Here is a 16670-nt window from a genome sequence, read left to right as displayed (position 1 = left end):
GTACTATAGATAACCCTGAGAAATTGCTCGGAAATTTACACATCTTTACAATTTGCCATATTTGGAGACAGTCAATAGAGTAAACACTTGATGCCCCTGTTGCTGATTAAAGCTGAATAGCAGCGATTTTGGCAAATAAAATGTTCATAGGGCTTATTAAATTGTTTGAAGTTATGTAGCCTTTTACTTACAGCCCATCCAGCACTGCGGTAAACTATGCGTTGATTATGATTCCTTCCCAAAGAAGAGAACTCGAAAGGAGCAGTTTTTTCAATGTCTCATACCGTAAAAATCTACGATACCTGCATCGGCTGCACCCAATGTGTCCGCGCTTGTCCCACTGACGTTTTAGAGATGGTTCCCTGGGATGGCTGTAAAGCTGCTCAAGTGGCATCTTCACCCCGCACAGAAGACTGCGTAGGCTGCAAACGCTGTGAAACAGCTTGCCCCACCGACTTTTTGAGCATCCGCGTTTATTTGGGTGCTGAAACAACTCGCAGCATGGGTCTAGCATACTAACAAAGCTGGTATTTTAAAATACTCAGTACAACAGTGCTGAAGACTGAGCTAGGGAGAAACAAGAAACCCATCAACTAACACGATTCTTGTTTCTTCTCTCAGTTTTCAGCACTTAATATTTTTTAGGAGTTCAGGAGGCAGGAGAAAGATAAATATTTCCCCAGTTCCCAGTCACCAGTCCCCAGCCTTTTGATTTGATATAATTACCGCTTTATGGTGATAACTGTTAACTGATAATTGTTAACTAATAACCGGAGTAGTATAAAAAATGTGTGGAATTGTTGGATATATAGGCACTCAAGCAGCAACGGATATTTTATTATCTGGACTGGAAAAGTTAGAGTATAGAGGTTATGATTCTGCGGGTATTGCTACGATATGGGAAGGTGATATCCATTGCGTGCGGGCTAAGGGTAAATTACTAAATTTGCGTTCTAAACTGGAACAAGTAGAAAACCCGGCTCAAATTGGTATTGGTCATACTCGTTGGGCAACTCATGGTAAACCAGAAGAATATAATGCCCATCCCCATCAGGATACTGCTTTGCGGATAGCGGTGGTGCAGAATGGAATTATTGAAAATTATCGTGAATTGCGGGAACATTTAAAAGCATTAGGACATGAATTTCGTTCAGATACAGATACAGAAGTTATTCCCCATCTCATCGCTGAATGTTTAAAGCATATTCCTGAAGATAGTAATTCGGCTTCTGTGTTTTTAGAAGCGGTGCGGGAAGCGGTGCAAAAGTTAGAAGGGGCTTATGCGATCGCAGTTATTTCTGCTGACTACGCTGATGAATTGATTGTAGTGCGTCAGCAAGCGCCTTTAGTAATTGGGTTTGGACAAGGTGAGTTTTTCTGTGCTTCGGACACGCCGGCAATTGTTGCCCATACCCGCGCTGTATTGCCCTTAGAAAATGGGGAAATTGCCCGTTTGACTCCGTTGGGGGTTGAGGTGTACAACTTTGCTGGAAATCGTTTAAAGAAGCATCCCCGCACTTTGAATTGGAATCCCATTATGGTGGAAAAGCAGGGATTTAAACACTTCATGCTCAAGGAGATTTATGAGCAACCGGGTGTAGTTAGAGCTTGTTTAGAAGCTTATTTTCCGGGAAGTGGGGAAACTCCTGTTAGTTTGAATTTAGCAGAGGAATTTTACGCAGATTTAGAACAAATTCAAATTGTGGCTTGTGGTACAAGTTGGCACGCAGCGTTGGTAGGTAAGTATTTATTAGAACAATTGGCAGAAATTCCCACTCAAGTACAATATGCCTCTGAATTTCGCTATGCACCTACACCTTTGACTGCTAATACTTTAACTATTGGGGTGACTCAATCAGGAGAAACTGCGGATACTTTAGCTGCTTTAAGTATGGAAAAAGACCGTAGACAAGTAAAAGAAGCTAAGTATCAAGCGCGACTTTTAGGCATTACCAACCGCCCGGAAAGCACTTTGGGGCAAATGGTGAGTAATATTATTAATACTCATGGGGGGATTGAAATTGGTGTTGCGGCGACGAAAACTTTTATTGCTCAGTTGATGGCGTTTTATGGTTTAGCTTTAGATTTAGCTTATCGTCGGCAAACAATTTCTTCTGAAAGGTTAACAGAAATTATTGCTGGTTTAAGGCAGTTACCGATAGAAATTGAGGCGATTTTAGAAACTCAGGAAAAATATATTGAACAGTTAGTTCATGAGTTTACAGAAACAAAAGATTTCATTTTTGTAGGGAGGGGAATTAATTTTCCTATTGCTTTAGAAGGGGCTTTGAAATTAAAAGAAATTAGTTATATTCATGCGGAAGGATATCCAGCAGGAGAGATGAAACATGGACCGATCGCATTATTAGATAGTAAAGTTCCGGTAGTAGCGATCGCTATGCCTGGTAGTGTCTATGAAAAGGTGATTTCTAATGCCCAAGAAGCGAAGGCGAGAGATTCCCGGTTAATAGGAGTGACATCTGTGAATGATGGAGAAGCTGCGGAAATCTTTAATGATTTAATTCCTGTTGCTGATGTGGAGGAAATTTTGTCGCCTATTTTGACGGTTATTCCTTTACAATTATTGGCTTATCATATTGCAGCAAGGAAGGGTTTAGATGTAGATCAACCGAGGAATTTAGCGAAGTCAGTAACGGTGGAATAGTTGATATTTTGCTGTAGGATGATAAAAAAGTTGGAAAATAAATAAAACAGTTGTACAATTTCTCCTGTGGGTGTATGTATCAATCATCCAAAGGAGAATTTTTTGTGAGTAGAAGCAGACGGGACTGGATACAGAATAAATTTTAACGCTATGTAACCCACATTCCACACCCTCAACTGTCACAGATCAACAAAGCCTAGCAAGTAGTACATCCCACCTTCCGCACCCTAAACTGTCACACAACGAAGATTGACCGTTTGGGGATTTGAGATTGGCGAACTGCTTGCAGCAGCGCTTCGCGATCGCACCCTCCACATCTACAAACAGTATTATATAGTATTTTTGTACTGACTAAGGTTTTACACCAACAATCAAATAAAATTCCAGTAGAAAATTGATAAAGCTTTTGCTGAATTGGCTACAAAATAGAAAATTGCTGATCTCTACTTAAAAAAGTGATAATTGTTCGGCTATCTCTTTACCTTTCGATTTGTTTCCATGAATTAACTTAAAGAGATAACTACCAATTTCTTTCGCAAGCAATACAGGAACTGCATTACCAATTTGTTTATATTTAGAACTTACAGAACCATAAAAAATCCAATCATCAGGAAATGTTTGAATCCTTGCAGACTCCCGCACTGTTAAACAACGTAATTCTACAGGATGACACATATCTGTAGCTTTTTGATGGGGACTTGTGGTTATTGTTGGTGAAGGTTTATCCCAGGATAATCTTCTATAAAAACCGACTTTTCCCCCTCCAGAATTATAAGCTCCTCCCATAGCTTCTTTTTTTAAATCTTCTGGTAAATGTCGCCAATTTTGTCCAGCTTTTAATAATTTCAAATACTTTAAACGATTTTCTGAATAAGACATAAATTCTGGTTCTGCATCAACTAAACCAGTTAAAGCATTTTTTAATGTTCTCCATTTAGGTAAAGTTTGACCGTTTTTACAATATTTAGGAATAGGAAATGTTGCAGTTTCCCCATCTCTAGAACCAATGAATATGACACGCTCTCGATTTTGGGGTACTCCATAATCTGCTGCTTCTAATAGGTTATAAACTATGTTATATCCTATTGCTTGCATTTCTGATAATACTACTTTTAAAGCAGCACCAGGCATTTCATCAGTTTCTAAAGGTGGGTAATCTTTTCCCCGTTGATTAATTGGCCGATGACGCAGGGGAGCAGAAAGCAAACCTTTAACATTTTCCATTAAGAAAAAACGAGGTTGGACTTCTTTAACAATGCGAATAAAGTCCATAAATAAACTACCGCGAGGGTCTATTACTGAACCTCTTTTTCCTGCGGTACTAAATGGTTGACATGGTGGACCACCTGTAACTAAATCAACTTCTTGTGGTTGTAAAGCACGTCCTAAATTTAAAACTCTTCCCCCTTCTTCTAATAATTGTTGAGAGGTGACGTTTTGTATTTCTCTGGAAATTGCACTTTCTTGGAGGAATGGACGATTAAGAGCTATTGTTTTAACAGCATCACGATCTTTTTCTACTACAGTTACAGTATGAAAACCTGCTTCTTCTAATCCTAAATCTAGACCATAAGCACCTGTAAATAATGAAATAGAAATAGCTTTACCATCTATCACGGTTGTTGCTCCCAATTGTTAATATCACTAATTATATACTCCTTGAATATGCAATATTGATGATTGGTTACATCTTTTACATCTAATAATAGCGATTGTTATTGAAATGACTATGAGCTTATATTCAACTAATGAAATGCACGATAGACAAATTGCAGCAACTGCGTTAGTTTTAGCTAGTAAAGGTGAAATTGTACAGTTGTTGACGTGCGATCAAAATATCACTGCGTCGGGTTTAGTTGCTAAAGCTGCTGCTGTGGTTCAAGATGCTGAAAGTTATCAAAAACTGATTGATAGACTGGAATTATTAGAATCTGTTGCTAAAATACGTCAAAGTATAAATGAGTTTGAACAAGGCGAAGGTATGCCCTTAAATCAAGCATTTGCAGAATTTAAGGAAAAATATGCCATACCGGATTGAGATTTCACCTACTGCTATTGCTGATATTGAGAGTATAGTGAAATTAAGGTAGAAAACAAGCGAAAAAATTTATGTCTAATTATCAAGAATTGTTAGAACAAGCTAAAAATCTGACTTCTGAAGAACAGCTTAAATTAGTTGAAGATTTATCTATCTTAATTCGTCAACAATGGAAAATGACACCAAAGCCAAAGCGTAGTATTTTAGAGTTACGTGGTTTAGGTAAAGAAACTTGGGAAAATATTGACGCTCAGGAATATGTCAATCAGGAGCGTGATTCATGGAATGGTTAAATGAATTACAGGATAAAATTATAGGTTTAGATACTGCACCGCTAATTTATTTTATAGAAGAAAATCCTAGCTATTTAGAAGTTACAGATGCTTTTTTCACAGCAATGTATAGAGGTGAGTTTAGTGTTGTCACGTCGGTTTTAACTGTATCAGAAGTTTTAGTTTATCCTTTACGTCCGGGAAATACAATATTAGCTCAACAATATCGTGATATTCTTTTCAATTCTCAAGGTTTAACAACTATTGAAGTTTTACCAGATATCGCTGAAAATGCAGCTAAATTAAGAGCAGATTACAATTTAAGAACACCGGTGCTATTCAAATGGCCACTGCTATTTATGGTGGTGCGTCTTTTTTCTTGACAAATGATATACGTTTACCTTCTTTACCAGGGTTAACTGTGTTGGTTTTAAATCAATTGATGAGTTAATTATTGTTAATTAAATGCAGCGATCGCACTCCCTACATCCTCAATTAAGCAGACATTAAACGCTGTGTAGGTTCAGGAATTTTTCGACCTAACTCTTGAGCAGTTTCTATCCATTCATGCATAATAATTTCTATATTTTGCAGTGCTTCTTGATAAGTTTTTCCATCAGCAGCGCATCCCGGTAAATCTGGAACTTCTGCGATAAATGCTTGGTCTTCTTCACTCCAATAAATAATAATTTCATACCGTAGAGTCATCTTGACCTCCTAGCTGATATTTGAGTAAAACTTCACGGACTTGTTTAATTTGATATGTTTTGGCTTTTCCTTGTTTGGGTTGGAGATTCAAGATTTCTTCAACTCCTTCTTTTGTAAAAATGTGGTGACTTCCACGAATTCTTTCATCAAATCCTAATTTGATTAATAGTTGACACAGTTGCTCAAAGGATATATTTGTATCAGATGCGCCTGATAAAATTTTAGCTAATAGCTTGTCTTGTTGACTCACAAGTTATGATTTTATTGGTTCAAATCTCTATAATAAACGATTTCGGCGATCGCACTTCTCTACATCCCTAAACGCGATCGCACTTCTCTACATCCGCAAAACAGCGATCGCATCCCAAACACTCCCAAAACGCGATACCTTCGGTAAGCTTCGCTAACGCACTCCCTCCAAAACCCAAAACAGCGATCGCACTTCCTCTACATCCCTAAACTCATATCTTGCACCTACAACACCCTCAACAAGCGATCAGTGTGCAGACTGTTTGACAAAAATTGACAATATTTGCCATAATAAAATAGTCAGAAAAATCAACACTTGTTAATTATGACTACAGTAAATATTTCTCTTCCCGATTCTATGCGGGATTTTATCAACGAACAGGTTGAAAAAGGTGGCTACAGTACAACCAGCGAATACATTAGACATTTGATTCGTCAAGACTTAGAAAGAGTCCAACAATCAAGAATAGAAAAGTTATTATTGGAAGGATTAGATAGCGGTGAAGGAATAGAAATTACAGATGAATGGTGGGAACAAAAACGCTCCCAACTGATTGAAAAAATTCGCAAATCATAACAATGACTAGGCGAATTATAATTAGACCAAAGGCTAGTGCTGATCTAGATGAACAGTTTGCTTACATTGCACAGAGCAATTTCGATGCAGCATTGAGTTTTTTTGATGCTACTAGGCAGACTTTTTCACAAATAGCACAACTACCGGGTATTGGTAGTGTTTATGATATTGGAAATCCTCGTTTAGTGGGTTTGCGAAAGTGGCAGGTTAAAGGATTTGAAAAATATCTAATTTTTTATTTGCAAGGGGATGAATGTATTGAAATTGTCCGGTTAATTTATGCTGCACGGGATATTTCACAGATATTAGCAGAAGAAGAATAGTTATGTTTATCAAATAGGTGATACCTTCGGTAAGCTTCGCTAACGCTCATCCTCACATCTCCAAACAGCGATCGCATCCCCTACACATTCCCAAAAGCGATCGCACATCACCAAACTTCAAAACAGCGATACCTTCGGTAAGCTACCGCTAACGCACTTTCCCCAAACTCCCAAACAGCGATACCTATAGTAAGCCACCACTAACGCTGTCAAAGTATAAAATTATGATATAATCATGGTGTAAACTTATTCAATCCTTTGTAATTTATAAATTTGCGTTATAATTTTGATTGGAATCCAGCCAAAGAAAAACAAAATATTCGTAAACATCAACTCAATTTTCGGTTGGCATCAACTGTTTTTCGTGATCAATATCAATTAAGTTTATATGATGAGGAACATAGTGATTATGAAGACAGATGGATTACTATAGGTTTAGATGAAACGGGTATTTTAAGGGTTGTTATTCATACTTTTGAACAAACAGATGAAGATTCATGTTTGATTCGTATCATTTCAGCACGAAAAGCAACTTTTAATGAACAGCAATATTACCAAGGAAGAAAACTATGAAAGCAGAATATGATTTTTCAGAAGCTGAACAAGGTAAGTTTTATCACCCTGATGCAACGTTTCATTATCCAATTTACCTTGAACCAGATGTTGATAATTTTTTCAAAAAAATCGCTCAAGAAAAAAATATTGATGTGCAAATTTTAGTCAATGAATGGTTGAGAAATAATATTAAATTAATTGAAAGTATTCAGTAATAGCGATACCTTCGGTAAGCTTTACTAACGCATTCCCACATCCCTTAAACGCGATACCTTCGGTAAGCTTCGCTAACGCACCCCCCAAACCCAAAACAGCGATCGCACTTCTCTACATCCCTAAACGCGATCGCACCCCCAACATCCCCAAAACGCGATCGCACTCCCACATCCTAAAACAGCGATCGCCTACGGCACTGGCGAAGCCAATCGCACTCCCCCCACCACCAAAAAATGATAAGATACTAATAAAATTTTATTCATATTAGACACTTATGAATGTGAGTTTTCCAATACCAAAAGAACTGGAGTCTTATCTTGAGATTCAACTTCAATCTGGCAATTATGATACTGTAGCGGACTATTTTTTGATGTTATTGCAGCAAGATAAACGGCGTAAGGATGCTCAAGCAAAATTAGCTAGTTTGTTGCAAGAAGGTTTGGACTCAGAAGCAGAACCTGTAACTCCTGAATATTGGCGGGATTTGCGCCGATCAATCTTTGGTGCAGGGTAGTAGTGAGTATGGCTTTTCAGGTAATTGTTCGCAATCGTGCTACTCAGGATATCAGACAACAAGCAAATTATATTTTGGTGAACGGTAATCGGGAATCAGCAGAGAAGTTTTTGGAATTTGTTGAGTATGCTTTTGCTCAATTGGCGATAACTCCCAATATGGGTAAGGTTGTGTTATCTTTGCCTGATATGGGAACAATTCGCCAGTGGCGGATTAAGAATTTTCAGGACTATTTGATTTTTTATAAAGTTCAAGAGGAACGGGTGGAGGTTCTACGGGTTTTACATGGGGCGAGAGATTTAGAGGACTTATTGCCATTCTTAGATGACGAAGTTTAGTTTTTTGATCGCATCCCCACACATCCCTACAGAGCGATCGCACTCCCAAACCCCCAAATAGCGATACCTTCGGTAAGCTTCGCTAACGCACTCCCCACATCCCCAAAAAGCGATACCTTCGGTAAGCTTCGCTAACGCACTCCCTCCACATCCCTACAGAGCGATCGCACTTCCTCAAACCTCAAAACAGCGATCGCACCTTCCACATCCCCCAAACAGCGATCGCACTTCCCCAAAACTCCAAACAGCGATCGCACCCCCAACATCCCCAAAAAGCGATCGCACATCCACACATCCCACAGAGCGATCGCACCCCATACACTTTTTGTATCACGATTTACAAAAAACAATTCTATTACTCTGATTTGCTTACATAATCTATACAATTGCAATGGTATAATTTTGAGTGAAATTTCGACTTAAATAAAGATAATCATGAATTTATACGGACAACTTCAAAAATTTGCTCAACAAGGCGTACATTCTATTCAATTAGATAGACTTCTTCAAGATAACTTTGATTACAATTACTTGATGGATATATTACCAGAAACATTTTTTACAGAGAGGTCACATATAAAATTAGAACGGAATCTAAAGGGTTCTGTGTGCGTTGATTTTGGCCATCAAGGAGTTATTTATGGGTATGCACATCCTCAAGATGTACGTTTTCATAAACAACGGAATCAGCTACCAGTCAAAATTGGTATGACTGAGCAAGCAGAACCAGTACGAAAAAGAATTTGGGATCAACAATTGCCAGAGTATCCACAACTTTTGTTTATAGTTACCGTTCCCAACGCTTCTTTTGTTGAAGATGCAGTTCACAAGTTATTTAGTCGATATGAACGTCCTTATGCTTTAGGTGAAGAATGGTTTGATGTATCACCATCGGAAGTAATTGAAAAAGTTTTATGGATGTCTGCTCTTTCATGTATGAACTCTCTAACCAAGGGAGAATTGATTGAACTATCTGAAGATTTGAAGGAACCCATTTTAAATCTTAGTGAACGGAGAAGAAGACTACAAGAAGTACGTAATTGTCTACTCAAAATTGATCAAAACTTTCAATTTCAAGGAACTAATTTCAAACTTGGTGAAATTGAAGGACGTGGATTAAAACCTAATAGATTATCAACACCTCTGAGTAGTGGACAGTATTTAATCAAACATCGTTATAGTGATTATTGTGGTGTTACCGATTTTTCTCAGAATCCTTTACAGCCCTGAAATTATGAAAAATATCATAATTTATAACTAGGGTTTAATCTACTGAAATACAAGGAATAAATAGCCAAAAATATAGGTTTTCTAGTTGCTTGTTGAAAAAGCTAAACTTAGAAAGTTCCTTGTAATCAAAGATTAAACATGAGTATTTTTCACAATAATCAAGCTAGATTAGTGTATATGATATTTAATTTTATTTCTACCTCTTAGGATAGATAATTAATTAGTATTATGGTGATTTAATTTATATAGGTTAAATTAATTCTAAAATTTTTAAAAACTTTTCTCCAAACTCATTTTTACTAAACCCTGTTTGTGGTGTAAATTCTGAAAACCAACTGTGATTCATTAAATGATTTCCAAAATCTATTGATACTAAACCTGCAAAAACAAAATTTTGTAAAAATGATGTTTGATCTGGAGACATTTGTGATAAATAAAAATTTTTAAGAATATGGATGTTAAAGAAATCTATTTTATCTAATGCGTATGAGTATTGTGTTAATTCGTTATATTTAATTTCATTTTTAATATATGCGGCAAATATTTTTCCAAATGCCTCAGCTTTATTTATTTGATCAAACCTATCTAAAGCATTGATTATGTATTCTCCTACCTTTTTTCTATATTGAGGATCGCATTTATACTTAACCATAAATTTCTCCTTAAATTTATCATCTACATATCCTATTTCTAAATAAAAACTAACAATTTTTTTGATAAATGTTATATCTCGTACAGTCGAATTTAATTTAATTATTGAGTACAATGGACTAATAACAGGAATATCTTTGAGGATACCATCGTCTAATAGTTCGTCTATCCCTATTTCAGCGAAATCTTTTAAATTGTCTACTACTTCTGATTTTTGTATAGCTTCCAATAGAATTTCATGAATGTTTTTACTATCTTTTCTATTCATATTCATAATATGTAGGTTGAATTATTGTCTATATTAATAAACTACCAAATCATCCACAAATTCAAAACAAAACCCTTTAAAACATCTTCCCCCGAAACTGTAGCAGGAGAATCCAAAACTTCAACCTTTTTACCACGTTTATAAATTTCCACCTGACGAGACTTACGATTAATTAATATACCTAAATGCACACCATTGTCAATATATTCCCTCATCTTTTCCTGTGTAGTCTTCAAACTATCACTAGGAGAAAGTAACTCAATTACAAAATCAGGACAAATAGGAGGAAACTTTTGTTTTTCCTCATCACTTAAAGCATCCCATCTTTCTAATTTAATCCAAGCAGCACTAGGAGAATAAATAGCACCATTTGGTAAAATGAAACCGACATCAGAACCAAAAACTACACCTTGTGATTTGTCATCTTTCCAATTTGCTAATTGAGCAGTTAAACCAGCATTAATATTGCTAGTTATACCACCCAATAAAGGTTTTAATATCAGACTAACATCTGCATTACGTTCAATTTTGATTAATTCATTGATTTGACATAATTCAAAGAATTGATCATCAGTTATTTGAATTGATGGAGGTAGATACAGAGTGATAAAATCCATATTTCTTCTACACCAAAGTCATAACTTTATTATATTCTTCCTGATGACTTTGCAAAGCATCCCAAACATCCACCTTTTGCTGAAGATTTAACCACAATCTCGGTCCATTTCCTAACGCTTTACCCAAACGAATGGCAATATCTACAGTAATGGATTTTTCACCATTAATAATTTCCTGAATTGTTTGATGAGATATTCCTAAAACTTCGGCAAAATCGTGATAATTAACTTCTAAATCATCTAAAATATCTGCAATTACTTCACCTGGATGTATTGGTCTTGCTAATCTATCTTCAGTAATATTTTGCCAATTATTCATAATTAATACTCCTTAATAGCTTGGTGAAATTTATTTAACAGTTTTCAACTATTTACTACTATCTTAACACAACATTAATGGTAATCTTCTAAATTGACATCATAAGCATCACCATCTTCAAATTTAAAAGTTATTCGCCAGTTTCCTGATACCTTAATTGACCAAGTTCCTTTTCTATCTCCTTTTAATTCATGTAAATCATATCCTGGTAATCTAATATCATCTACAATTAAAGCTGAGTCTATAACTTCTAATCTAATTCTAATTTTCTTTTCTAGGTTTGCGGGAACTCCTTTATTAAAATTTTCTTTAAACAGATTTTCTAAAGACTTATTTTTAAATGTTTGAATCATTTATCTTTGAATTTTATGTCATTATGTGAATTATACAAAATTTCTACCTACAGTTACGCGATCGCACTCCCCAAATTCCCAAAACAACGATCGCACCTCCACATCCCCCAAAAAGCGATCGCTCTCCCTACATCCTCCAAACAACGATCGCACATCCTCAAACCCCAAAAAGCGATACCTTCGGTAAGCTACCGCTAACGCGCTTCCTGCACATCCCTAAACGCGATCGCACCCCCTCCAAACCCCAAAACAGCGATCGCATTCCTCACATCCCCAAACAAGCGATTACATTACCTAGACTTGTTGCATATTGCATATTATATGCTAAATTACTGAGTAATCAAATCAAAAAGCAATTAGAAACGGCTTAAGGAGAAAATTATGATTCGAGGCATTGTTATTCTGTGGACTATATTCTGTGGTTACTGCCTTTTTGCAGGAGTTGGTGGACTAGACACAAATATGATCTCAAGCAGTGATGCTTACGCTGCTGGTAGTGGACTGGGTATAGTTTTTATATTTATTTTATGGGGAATAGTTGTTGTACCAGTATCTCTGATTGGACTTTTGTTCAAAAAATAAAGGATGCCTAATGATAACTTGTAGAGACGTTCCATGTAACGTCTCTACAAAATTAAGGCAACGTCTTTACAACATCAGATGATGATTATTCTATACCTTCAATCCGATTTTCCACCTCCTGATACAACTCCCTCAACCGATCTAAATTCTCCTCACTTGTCTCCCAATAACCGCGACCATTGACTTCCAACAAAGTAGAAACAATCTTGCGGAAAGAATGAGGATTCAAATTCATCAGACGTTTCTGCATTTCCTCGTCTTTAATAAACGTCTCATTTGTCTCCTCATAAACCCAGTTATCTACAGCACCAGCAGTAGCACTCCAACCAGTAGTATTTACCAACCGCTTAGAAAGTTCCCGCACACCTTCATAACCGTGAGACAACATCCCCTCATACCATTTGGGGTTTAACAACTTCGTCCGCGCATCCAAACGCACAGTTTCCGATAAACTTCTTACCTGTGCATTCGCGGTAGTTGTATCTGCAATGTAAGATGCAGGTTTCTTACCATCTGTACGCAGACTTGCAACTAATTTTGTTGGGTCAGAGTCGAAATAATGGGAAACATCAGTTAAACTGATTTCCGAAGAATCAAGATTTTGGAAAGTTGCATCAGCAGTTTTCAAAGTAGTTTCAAAAATCTGCCGTGACTCATCCATTACCCCAGGGTTATCAGAATTGAAAGAGAAAGATTTGCGTTTCAAATACATTTCTTGCAACTCTGCTTCACTATCCCAAGTGCTATTCTCCACCGCTAAGTTGATATTAGAAGAATAAGAACCAGAAGCATTAGAGAAAACACGGGTTGCAGCTTGACGCAGATTTATTCCCATTTCCTCTGCTTGTTGCAGTGCGTGTTTCCGCACAAAGTTCATTTCCAAGGGTTCATCAGCTTCAGCAGCCATTTTTACACCTTGGTCCAGTAAGTTCATCTGGTTAATGAACAGATCACGGAAGACACCAGAACAGTTAATTACTACGTCAATTCTAGGACGACCCAATTCTTCTAAGGGTATCAATTCCAACTTGTTCACCCGTCCTAAAGAATCGGGAACAGGACGCACTCCCACCATCCACATAATTTGGGCGAGGGATTCGCCATAGGTTTTGATGTTATCTGTACCCCAGAGGACACAGGCGATGGTTTCCGGCCAGTTTCCACCATTTTCAGTCTTATTGCGTTCTAACAACCTATCAACGACAATTTTCGCCGATTGTACCGCCGCAGTGGTAGGAATAGATTGGGGATCTAAAGCGTGTATATTTTTACCTGTGGGCAATACATCAGGATTACGGATGGGGTCGCCACCGGGTCCGGGTAAAATATATTCACCTTCTAAACCTTGCAATAAACCGCCAAGTTCGTTATCTGCACATACTTGTTTTAAGCAAAATTCCAAATACTCAAACAAGGGTTTTAATGCAGATGTATCTACGTTATTAAAACCTGACTGATACAGCGATTCTACCCAAGGTTCTTTTTTACCCATGTTAAAGAAGTTCAACTTGGATACTAAGGAAACTCGACCTTCTGCATCAATTTGTTCTTGTACTAAAGCCGCTACAGCCGCACGGGTAGCCATTGTAATGTCTTGTAATAATTGCACATCGGCTAAAATGCCTTTGTCGCTGTTGCGGTAGATTTCTTCAATGTTGCGGCCTAAGCTGTTAGCAATGATGGAGGGTAAACCAAGTATACCGTCTTCTTGCCGATCTAGACTCGCAATATTCACTAAAGTGGCGATCGCCTCTTCCGCAGAAGGTGGTTTACCGATGATATGCAAACCGCAAGGTAATAAGCGAGATTCAATTTCCATCAACTTGCGATAAACAATCCCGACGATATTATCCCGTTCTTCAGAGGACATATCTTTTGCGTCGGTTTCTGGCAGGTCAATATCTTTATCTAAGTTAACAATGCGGCATTTGTCAACGATCGCATTCACAATGGAAACTCCCCGGCCGCTGTCTTTCAAAGTTTGGTAAGAACCAATTAACTCACTGAGTTCTTTCAAACCTTTGTATAAACCAGCATTTTCCGCAGGTGGAGTTAAGTAAGAAATTGTTTCTGCATAACTGCGACGTTTAGCAATAGTCGCTTCACTGGGGTTATTCGCTGCGTAATAATACAGGTTGGGAATTGTGCCAATTAATTGATCTGGGTAACAATCTCCAGACATCCCCATCTGTTTACCAGGCATAAACTCTAATGAGCCGTGTGTACCAAAATGTAAAACGGCATCAGCACCCCAAATTCTTTCTAAATAAGTATAGAAAGCGGCGAAGCCATGATGAGGACTAGCGGAACGGGAGAATAATAAGCGCATGGGGTCGCCTTCATAGCCGAAGGTGGGTTGCACACCGATGAAGACGTTACCAAAATGCTTACCGTATACGAGCAAGTTTTGTCCATCACTGTTTAAGTTTCCTGGTGGTGGACCCCAGTTTTCTTCTAAGCGTTGGGAGTACGGTGTCAGTGCTTCATATTCGGGGACTGACATTTTGTAAGCAATGTTGAGTTCAGGACTTGCGTACTGTGCTTGTGCGTCGTGGATGACTTGTTCCATCAACTCTTGGGCGGTTTCCGGGATGTCCCGCACATCGTAACCGTTGTTTCTCAGTCCTTTGAGAACTTCATGGATAGAACCAAATACGTCTAAATATGCCGCAGTTCCCACGTTTCCTTTATCGGGGGGGAAGCTGAAAACGGTGATGGCGACTTTTTTGATTAATTTGGGTTTGCGACGCAGACTAGCCCATTTTAAGGCACGTTGAGCAACAATTTCTACCCGGTCTTGGAGGGCGATCGCTCTACCTGTTGCCCCATCTTTACCGGATAGGATAATAGGCTCAATTGCTCCATCTAGTTCAGGTATAGCAATCTGTAAAGCCACTTGAATAGGATGTAACCCCAAATCGCTATCTAACCATTCTTCGGTGGTTTGGAACACCAAAGGCAAGGCTACCATGTAAGGACGGTTTAATTTTTTTAATGCTTCAATAGCTTTGGGATGGTCTTGTCTTGCAGGTCCACCCACTAAAGCAAAACCGGTTAAGGAAACAACCGCATCAACTAAGGGTAATCTGGTTGTAGGTTCGTAGAAATAAGCATCTACAGGTTTAGAGAAATCCAAACCACCAGCAAACACAGGGAGAACTTTTGCACCTAATGATTCTAATTCCTGGACAATTGCTACATAATGTGCATCATCTCCAGTAACTAGGTGAGTTCGTTGTAAAACCAAACCTACACATGGTGCGAGGGGATCTTTGATATTTCGAGAAATGTCTCTGCGGACAGAATACCAGTTTAGATATTCTCGTACATCTTCAAACATATTTGGCGCTAAAGGATGCCAAATACCCATGTCGGGATAAACTACTGGTGCTTGATATTCAGCAGCAGCTAGTTTTTGTTTATCTTCCCCTTTTAAGACGTATTTATCAGCCAGCATTAGCAGGAAGTTTTCCAGGTTTTCTGCTGAACCACCTAACCAATACTGAAAACTCAGCATGAAGTTACGCGCATCTTGCGCTTTTTCAATGGGGAGGAATTTCAGCACTTGGGGAAGGGTACGCAAGAGCTTTAACATTCCATCTTGGAAACCAGCGCCAGATTTCTCTTTACGCTTCTTCATGAAGTTGGCAATAACGCTCTTAGATTGTCCCAACTGTGCCAAGGAGAAGCTACCCATTTTGTTAAGGCGCATAACTTCAGGCATGGAGGGGAACACAACCGCTACATCGAAGTTATCCCGGTGGGGTTCGACTGCTGCGACGAGTTTCTGCGCTAAGTCTTCAATAAATATCAGGGAAGCGATGAATATATTAGCACTAGCTATATCGCGTTTAAAATCTTCATAGTTTTCCGAGTCGCGCAGTTCCTCAATTAAGTAACCACTAATTTCAATGGCCACGCTGGGATGGTTGGCGTTAATTTCCCGTACTGCTTGAGATAAAGAACTTTGATATTGAGACTCAAGCACAACATAAACGACTTTAATCAGATTGCGTCCGCGTAGGTCGTCAGGTGCAATATGTCTAATTGTGGACTTGACCTGGGTGAACATTCAGATAAGCTCCTTTGAGGCGTGTTCTCTACTGGAAGTTCATTTCTTCCATTTTCTTCGGCAATTAAGAGTTTTGTACCAGAAAACTCTGTGTCAGTGGGGGTTTTCTCCCTGAACTGAAAC

25 protein-coding genes are annotated in these 16670 nt (G+C 38.1%); 15 read left to right on the top strand and 10 right to left on the bottom strand.

Annotated elements, in window-relative coordinates:
• Positions 1–273 precede the first annotated feature (273 nt).
• Complete coding sequence (gene psaC, locus H6F45_RS08615; protein WP_010997613.1) at positions 274–519, top strand: photosystem I iron-sulfur center protein PsaC; 246 nt, start codon at positions 274–276, stop codon at positions 517–519.
• Positions 520–787: 268 nt separating this feature from the next.
• Entirely contained in the window at positions 788–2665 is a 1878-nt protein-coding gene (glmS, locus tag H6F45_RS08610; protein ID WP_190346953.1) for a glutamine--fructose-6-phosphate transaminase (isomerizing), read from the top strand.
• A 447-nt stretch (positions 2666–3112) separates the two neighbouring features.
• Here glmS and H6F45_RS08605 read toward each other — a convergent pair whose 3' ends face one another.
• Positions 3113–4282, bottom strand: coding sequence for a DNA (cytosine-5-)-methyltransferase (locus H6F45_RS08605; protein ID WP_190346952.1), 1170 nt, complete (start codon positions 4280–4282; stop codon positions 3113–3115).
• 112 nt (positions 4283–4394) lie between these two features.
• On the opposite strand from H6F45_RS08605, the gene H6F45_RS08600 reads away from it, so the two are divergent.
• The 3 genes from H6F45_RS08600 (at position 4395) to H6F45_RS08590 (ending at position 5358) form a co-directional block, all read left to right on the top strand.
• Entirely contained in the window at positions 4395–4703 is a 309-nt protein-coding gene (locus H6F45_RS08600; RefSeq protein WP_242052573.1) for a hypothetical protein, read from the top strand.
• 71 nt (positions 4704–4774) lie between these two features.
• Positions 4775–4996: a hypothetical protein gene (locus tag H6F45_RS08595; protein WP_137666893.1), complete on the top strand. Its 222-nt coding sequence runs from the start codon at positions 4775–4777 to the stop codon at positions 4994–4996.
• Positions 4984–5358, top strand: a complete 375-nt coding sequence (locus H6F45_RS08590; protein ID WP_242052572.1) for a PIN domain nuclease — start codon at positions 4984–4986, stop codon at positions 5356–5358. The genes H6F45_RS08595 and H6F45_RS08590 overlap by 13 nt, the downstream gene beginning before the upstream one ends.
• Positions 5359–5470: 112 nt before the next feature.
• Here the strand turns inward: H6F45_RS08590 and H6F45_RS08585 are convergent, their stop codons facing one another.
• Positions 5471–5683 (bottom strand): type II toxin-antitoxin system HicB family antitoxin, encoded by a 213-nt coding sequence (locus H6F45_RS08585; protein WP_137666895.1) that lies wholly within the window; start codon positions 5681–5683, stop codon positions 5471–5473.
• Positions 5667–5933 carry a type II toxin-antitoxin system HicA family toxin gene (locus H6F45_RS08580; protein ID WP_190346951.1) on the bottom strand — a complete coding sequence of 89 codons (267 nt, stop codon included), beginning with the start codon at positions 5931–5933 and terminating at the stop codon, positions 5667–5669. The genes H6F45_RS08585 and H6F45_RS08580 overlap by 17 nt, the downstream gene beginning before the upstream one ends.
• Positions 5934–6257: 324 nt before the next feature.
• Here H6F45_RS08580 and H6F45_RS08575 point away from each other — a divergent pair, with 324 nt between their 5' ends.
• From H6F45_RS08575 to H6F45_RS08560, 5 genes are all read left to right on the top strand, one after another.
• Positions 6258–6509 carry a type II toxin-antitoxin system ParD family antitoxin gene (locus tag H6F45_RS08575; RefSeq protein WP_137666897.1) on the top strand — a complete coding sequence of 84 codons (252 nt, stop codon included), beginning with the start codon at positions 6258–6260 and terminating at the stop codon, positions 6507–6509.
• 2 nt (positions 6510–6511) lie between these two features.
• Complete coding sequence (locus H6F45_RS08570; protein ID WP_137666898.1) at positions 6512–6832, top strand: type II toxin-antitoxin system RelE/ParE family toxin; 321 nt, start codon at positions 6512–6514, stop codon at positions 6830–6832.
• 17 nt (positions 6833–6849) lie between these two features.
• The gene (locus H6F45_RS26970) at positions 6850–6984 is read left to right on the top strand and encodes a hypothetical protein (RefSeq protein WP_268932417.1); all 135 of its coding nucleotides are present in this window, start codon (positions 6850–6852) and stop codon (positions 6982–6984) included.
• Between the two features lie 121 nt (positions 6985–7105).
• On the top strand, positions 7106–7405 hold the full coding sequence (locus H6F45_RS08565; RefSeq protein ID WP_096566409.1) for a BrnT family toxin: 300 nt from the start codon (positions 7106–7108) through the stop codon (positions 7403–7405).
• On the top strand, positions 7402–7602 hold the full coding sequence (locus H6F45_RS08560) for a hypothetical protein (protein WP_096566407.1): 201 nt from the start codon (positions 7402–7404) through the stop codon (positions 7600–7602). Before H6F45_RS08565 ends, H6F45_RS08560 begins: the two co-directional genes overlap by 4 nt.
• Positions 7603–7646: 44 nt before the next feature.
• Here the strand turns inward: H6F45_RS08560 and H6F45_RS26965 are convergent, their stop codons facing one another.
• Positions 7647–7772 carry a hypothetical protein gene (locus H6F45_RS26965; protein ID WP_277876967.1) on the bottom strand — a complete coding sequence of 42 codons (126 nt, stop codon included), beginning with the start codon at positions 7770–7772 and terminating at the stop codon, positions 7647–7649.
• 105 nt (positions 7773–7877) lie between these two features.
• Between H6F45_RS26965 and H6F45_RS08555 the strand changes: the two genes are divergently transcribed.
• Entirely contained in the window at positions 7878–8117 is a 240-nt protein-coding gene (locus H6F45_RS08555; RefSeq protein WP_137666899.1) for a type II toxin-antitoxin system ParD family antitoxin, read from the top strand.
• Positions 8118–8125: 8 nt separating this feature from the next.
• Complete coding sequence (locus tag H6F45_RS08550) at positions 8126–8455, top strand: type II toxin-antitoxin system RelE/ParE family toxin (RefSeq protein WP_137666900.1); 330 nt, start codon at positions 8126–8128, stop codon at positions 8453–8455.
• A gap of 131 nt (positions 8456–8586) precedes the next feature.
• Here the strand turns inward: H6F45_RS08550 and H6F45_RS08545 are convergent, their stop codons facing one another.
• Positions 8587–8805, bottom strand: a complete 219-nt coding sequence (locus H6F45_RS08545) for a hypothetical protein (protein ID WP_190346950.1) — start codon at positions 8803–8805, stop codon at positions 8587–8589.
• A gap of 85 nt (positions 8806–8890) precedes the next feature.
• On the opposite strand from H6F45_RS08545, the gene H6F45_RS08540 reads away from it, so the two are divergent.
• A complete protein-coding gene (locus H6F45_RS08540; RefSeq protein WP_190346949.1) occupies positions 8891–9685 on the top strand; it encodes a GIY-YIG nuclease family protein in 795 nt (264 codons plus the stop codon).
• 250 nt (positions 9686–9935) lie between these two features.
• Here the strand turns inward: H6F45_RS08540 and H6F45_RS08535 are convergent, their stop codons facing one another.
• The 4 genes from H6F45_RS08535 to H6F45_RS08520 all read right to left on the bottom strand — a co-directional run bounded on the left by H6F45_RS08535 (position 9936) and on the right by H6F45_RS08520 (position 11893).
• Positions 9936–10604 carry a hypothetical protein gene (locus H6F45_RS08535; RefSeq protein ID WP_190346948.1) on the bottom strand — a complete coding sequence of 223 codons (669 nt, stop codon included), beginning with the start codon at positions 10602–10604 and terminating at the stop codon, positions 9936–9938.
• 41 nt (positions 10605–10645) lie between these two features.
• Positions 10646–11221 carry a Uma2 family endonuclease gene (locus tag H6F45_RS08530; protein ID WP_190346947.1) on the bottom strand — a complete coding sequence of 192 codons (576 nt, stop codon included), beginning with the start codon at positions 11219–11221 and terminating at the stop codon, positions 10646–10648.
• Between the two features lie 7 nt (positions 11222–11228).
• A complete protein-coding gene (locus tag H6F45_RS08525) occupies positions 11229–11540 on the bottom strand; it encodes a HigA family addiction module antitoxin (RefSeq protein ID WP_096566387.1) in 312 nt (103 codons plus the stop codon).
• Positions 11541–11614: 74 nt separating this feature from the next.
• Positions 11615–11893 (bottom strand): type II toxin-antitoxin system RelE/ParE family toxin, encoded by a 279-nt coding sequence (locus tag H6F45_RS08520; protein WP_096566385.1) that lies wholly within the window; start codon positions 11891–11893, stop codon positions 11615–11617.
• 15 nt (positions 11894–11908) lie between these two features.
• Here H6F45_RS08520 and H6F45_RS08515 point away from each other — a divergent pair, with 15 nt between their 5' ends.
• Together H6F45_RS08515 and H6F45_RS08510 are read left to right on the top strand one after the other, a co-directional pair.
• Positions 11909–12091: a hypothetical protein gene (locus H6F45_RS08515; RefSeq protein ID WP_137668302.1), complete on the top strand. Its 183-nt coding sequence runs from the start codon at positions 11909–11911 to the stop codon at positions 12089–12091.
• A gap of 183 nt (positions 12092–12274) precedes the next feature.
• Positions 12275–12475, top strand: a complete 201-nt coding sequence (locus H6F45_RS08510) for a hypothetical protein (RefSeq protein ID WP_137668303.1) — start codon at positions 12275–12277, stop codon at positions 12473–12475.
• A gap of 85 nt (positions 12476–12560) precedes the next feature.
• Here the strand turns inward: H6F45_RS08510 and H6F45_RS08505 are convergent, their stop codons facing one another.
• Entirely contained in the window at positions 12561–16547 is a 3987-nt protein-coding gene (locus tag H6F45_RS08505) for a magnesium chelatase subunit H (RefSeq protein WP_190346946.1), read from the bottom strand.
• Between the last annotated feature and the right edge of the window lie 123 nt (positions 16548–16670).

The organism is Sphaerospermopsis sp. FACHB-1194 (assembly GCF_014696235.1).
GTDB classification, from domain to species: Bacteria; Cyanobacteriota; Cyanobacteriia; order Cyanobacteriales; family Nostocaceae; genus Sphaerospermopsis; species Sphaerospermopsis kisseleviana.
The sequence above is the reverse complement of the archived record's forward strand: the minus strand, read 5'-3'. Positions and strand labels throughout refer to the sequence as shown.

Bases quoted from the DNA above. Each gene is read 5' to 3' on its own strand.
- H6F45_RS08600 (WP_242052573.1), top strand. From the start codon at position 4,395: ATGAGCTTATATTCAACTAATGAAATGCACGATAGACAAATTGCAGCA.
- H6F45_RS08585 (WP_137666895.1), bottom strand. From the start codon at position 5,683: ATGACTCTACGGTATGAAATTATTATTTATTGGAGTGAAGAAGACCAA.
- H6F45_RS08560 (WP_096566407.1), top strand. From the start codon at position 7,402: ATGAAAGCAGAATATGATTTTTCAGAAGCTGAACAAGGTAAGTTTTAT.
- H6F45_RS08530 (WP_190346947.1), bottom strand. From the start codon at position 11,221: ATGGATTTTATCACTCTGTATCTACCTCCATCAATTCAAATAACTGAT.
- H6F45_RS08555 (WP_137666899.1), top strand. From the start codon at position 7,878: ATGAATGTGAGTTTTCCAATACCAAAAGAACTGGAGTCTTATCTTGAG.
- H6F45_RS08540 (WP_190346949.1), top strand. From the start codon at position 8,891: ATGAATTTATACGGACAACTTCAAAAATTTGCTCAACAAGGCGTACAT.
- H6F45_RS08595 (WP_137666893.1), top strand. From the start codon at position 4,775: ATGTCTAATTATCAAGAATTGTTAGAACAAGCTAAAAATCTGACTTCT.
- H6F45_RS08525 (WP_096566387.1), bottom strand. From the start codon at position 11,540: ATGAATAATTGGCAAAATATTACTGAAGATAGATTAGCAAGACCAATA.
- H6F45_RS08535 (WP_190346948.1), bottom strand. From the start codon at position 10,604: ATGAATAGAAAAGATAGTAAAAACATTCATGAAATTCTATTGGAAGCT.
- psaC (WP_010997613.1), top strand. From the start codon at position 274: ATGTCTCATACCGTAAAAATCTACGATACCTGCATCGGCTGCACCCAA.
- H6F45_RS08570 (WP_137666898.1), top strand. From the start codon at position 6,512: ATGACTAGGCGAATTATAATTAGACCAAAGGCTAGTGCTGATCTAGAT.
- H6F45_RS08510 (WP_137668303.1), top strand. From the start codon at position 12,275: ATGATTCGAGGCATTGTTATTCTGTGGACTATATTCTGTGGTTACTGC.
- glmS (WP_190346953.1), top strand. From the start codon at position 788: ATGTGTGGAATTGTTGGATATATAGGCACTCAAGCAGCAACGGATATT.
- H6F45_RS08550 (WP_137666900.1), top strand. From the start codon at position 8,126: ATGGCTTTTCAGGTAATTGTTCGCAATCGTGCTACTCAGGATATCAGA.
- H6F45_RS08515 (WP_137668302.1), top strand. From the start codon at position 11,909: ATGTCATTATGTGAATTATACAAAATTTCTACCTACAGTTACGCGATC.
- H6F45_RS08590 (WP_242052572.1), top strand. From the start codon at position 4,984: ATGGAATGGTTAAATGAATTACAGGATAAAATTATAGGTTTAGATACT.
- H6F45_RS08505 (WP_190346946.1), bottom strand. From the start codon at position 16,547: ATGTTCACCCAGGTCAAGTCCACAATTAGACATATTGCACCTGACGAC.
- H6F45_RS08575 (WP_137666897.1), top strand. From the start codon at position 6,258: ATGACTACAGTAAATATTTCTCTTCCCGATTCTATGCGGGATTTTATC.
- H6F45_RS08520 (WP_096566385.1), bottom strand. From the start codon at position 11,893: ATGATTCAAACATTTAAAAATAAGTCTTTAGAAAATCTGTTTAAAGAA.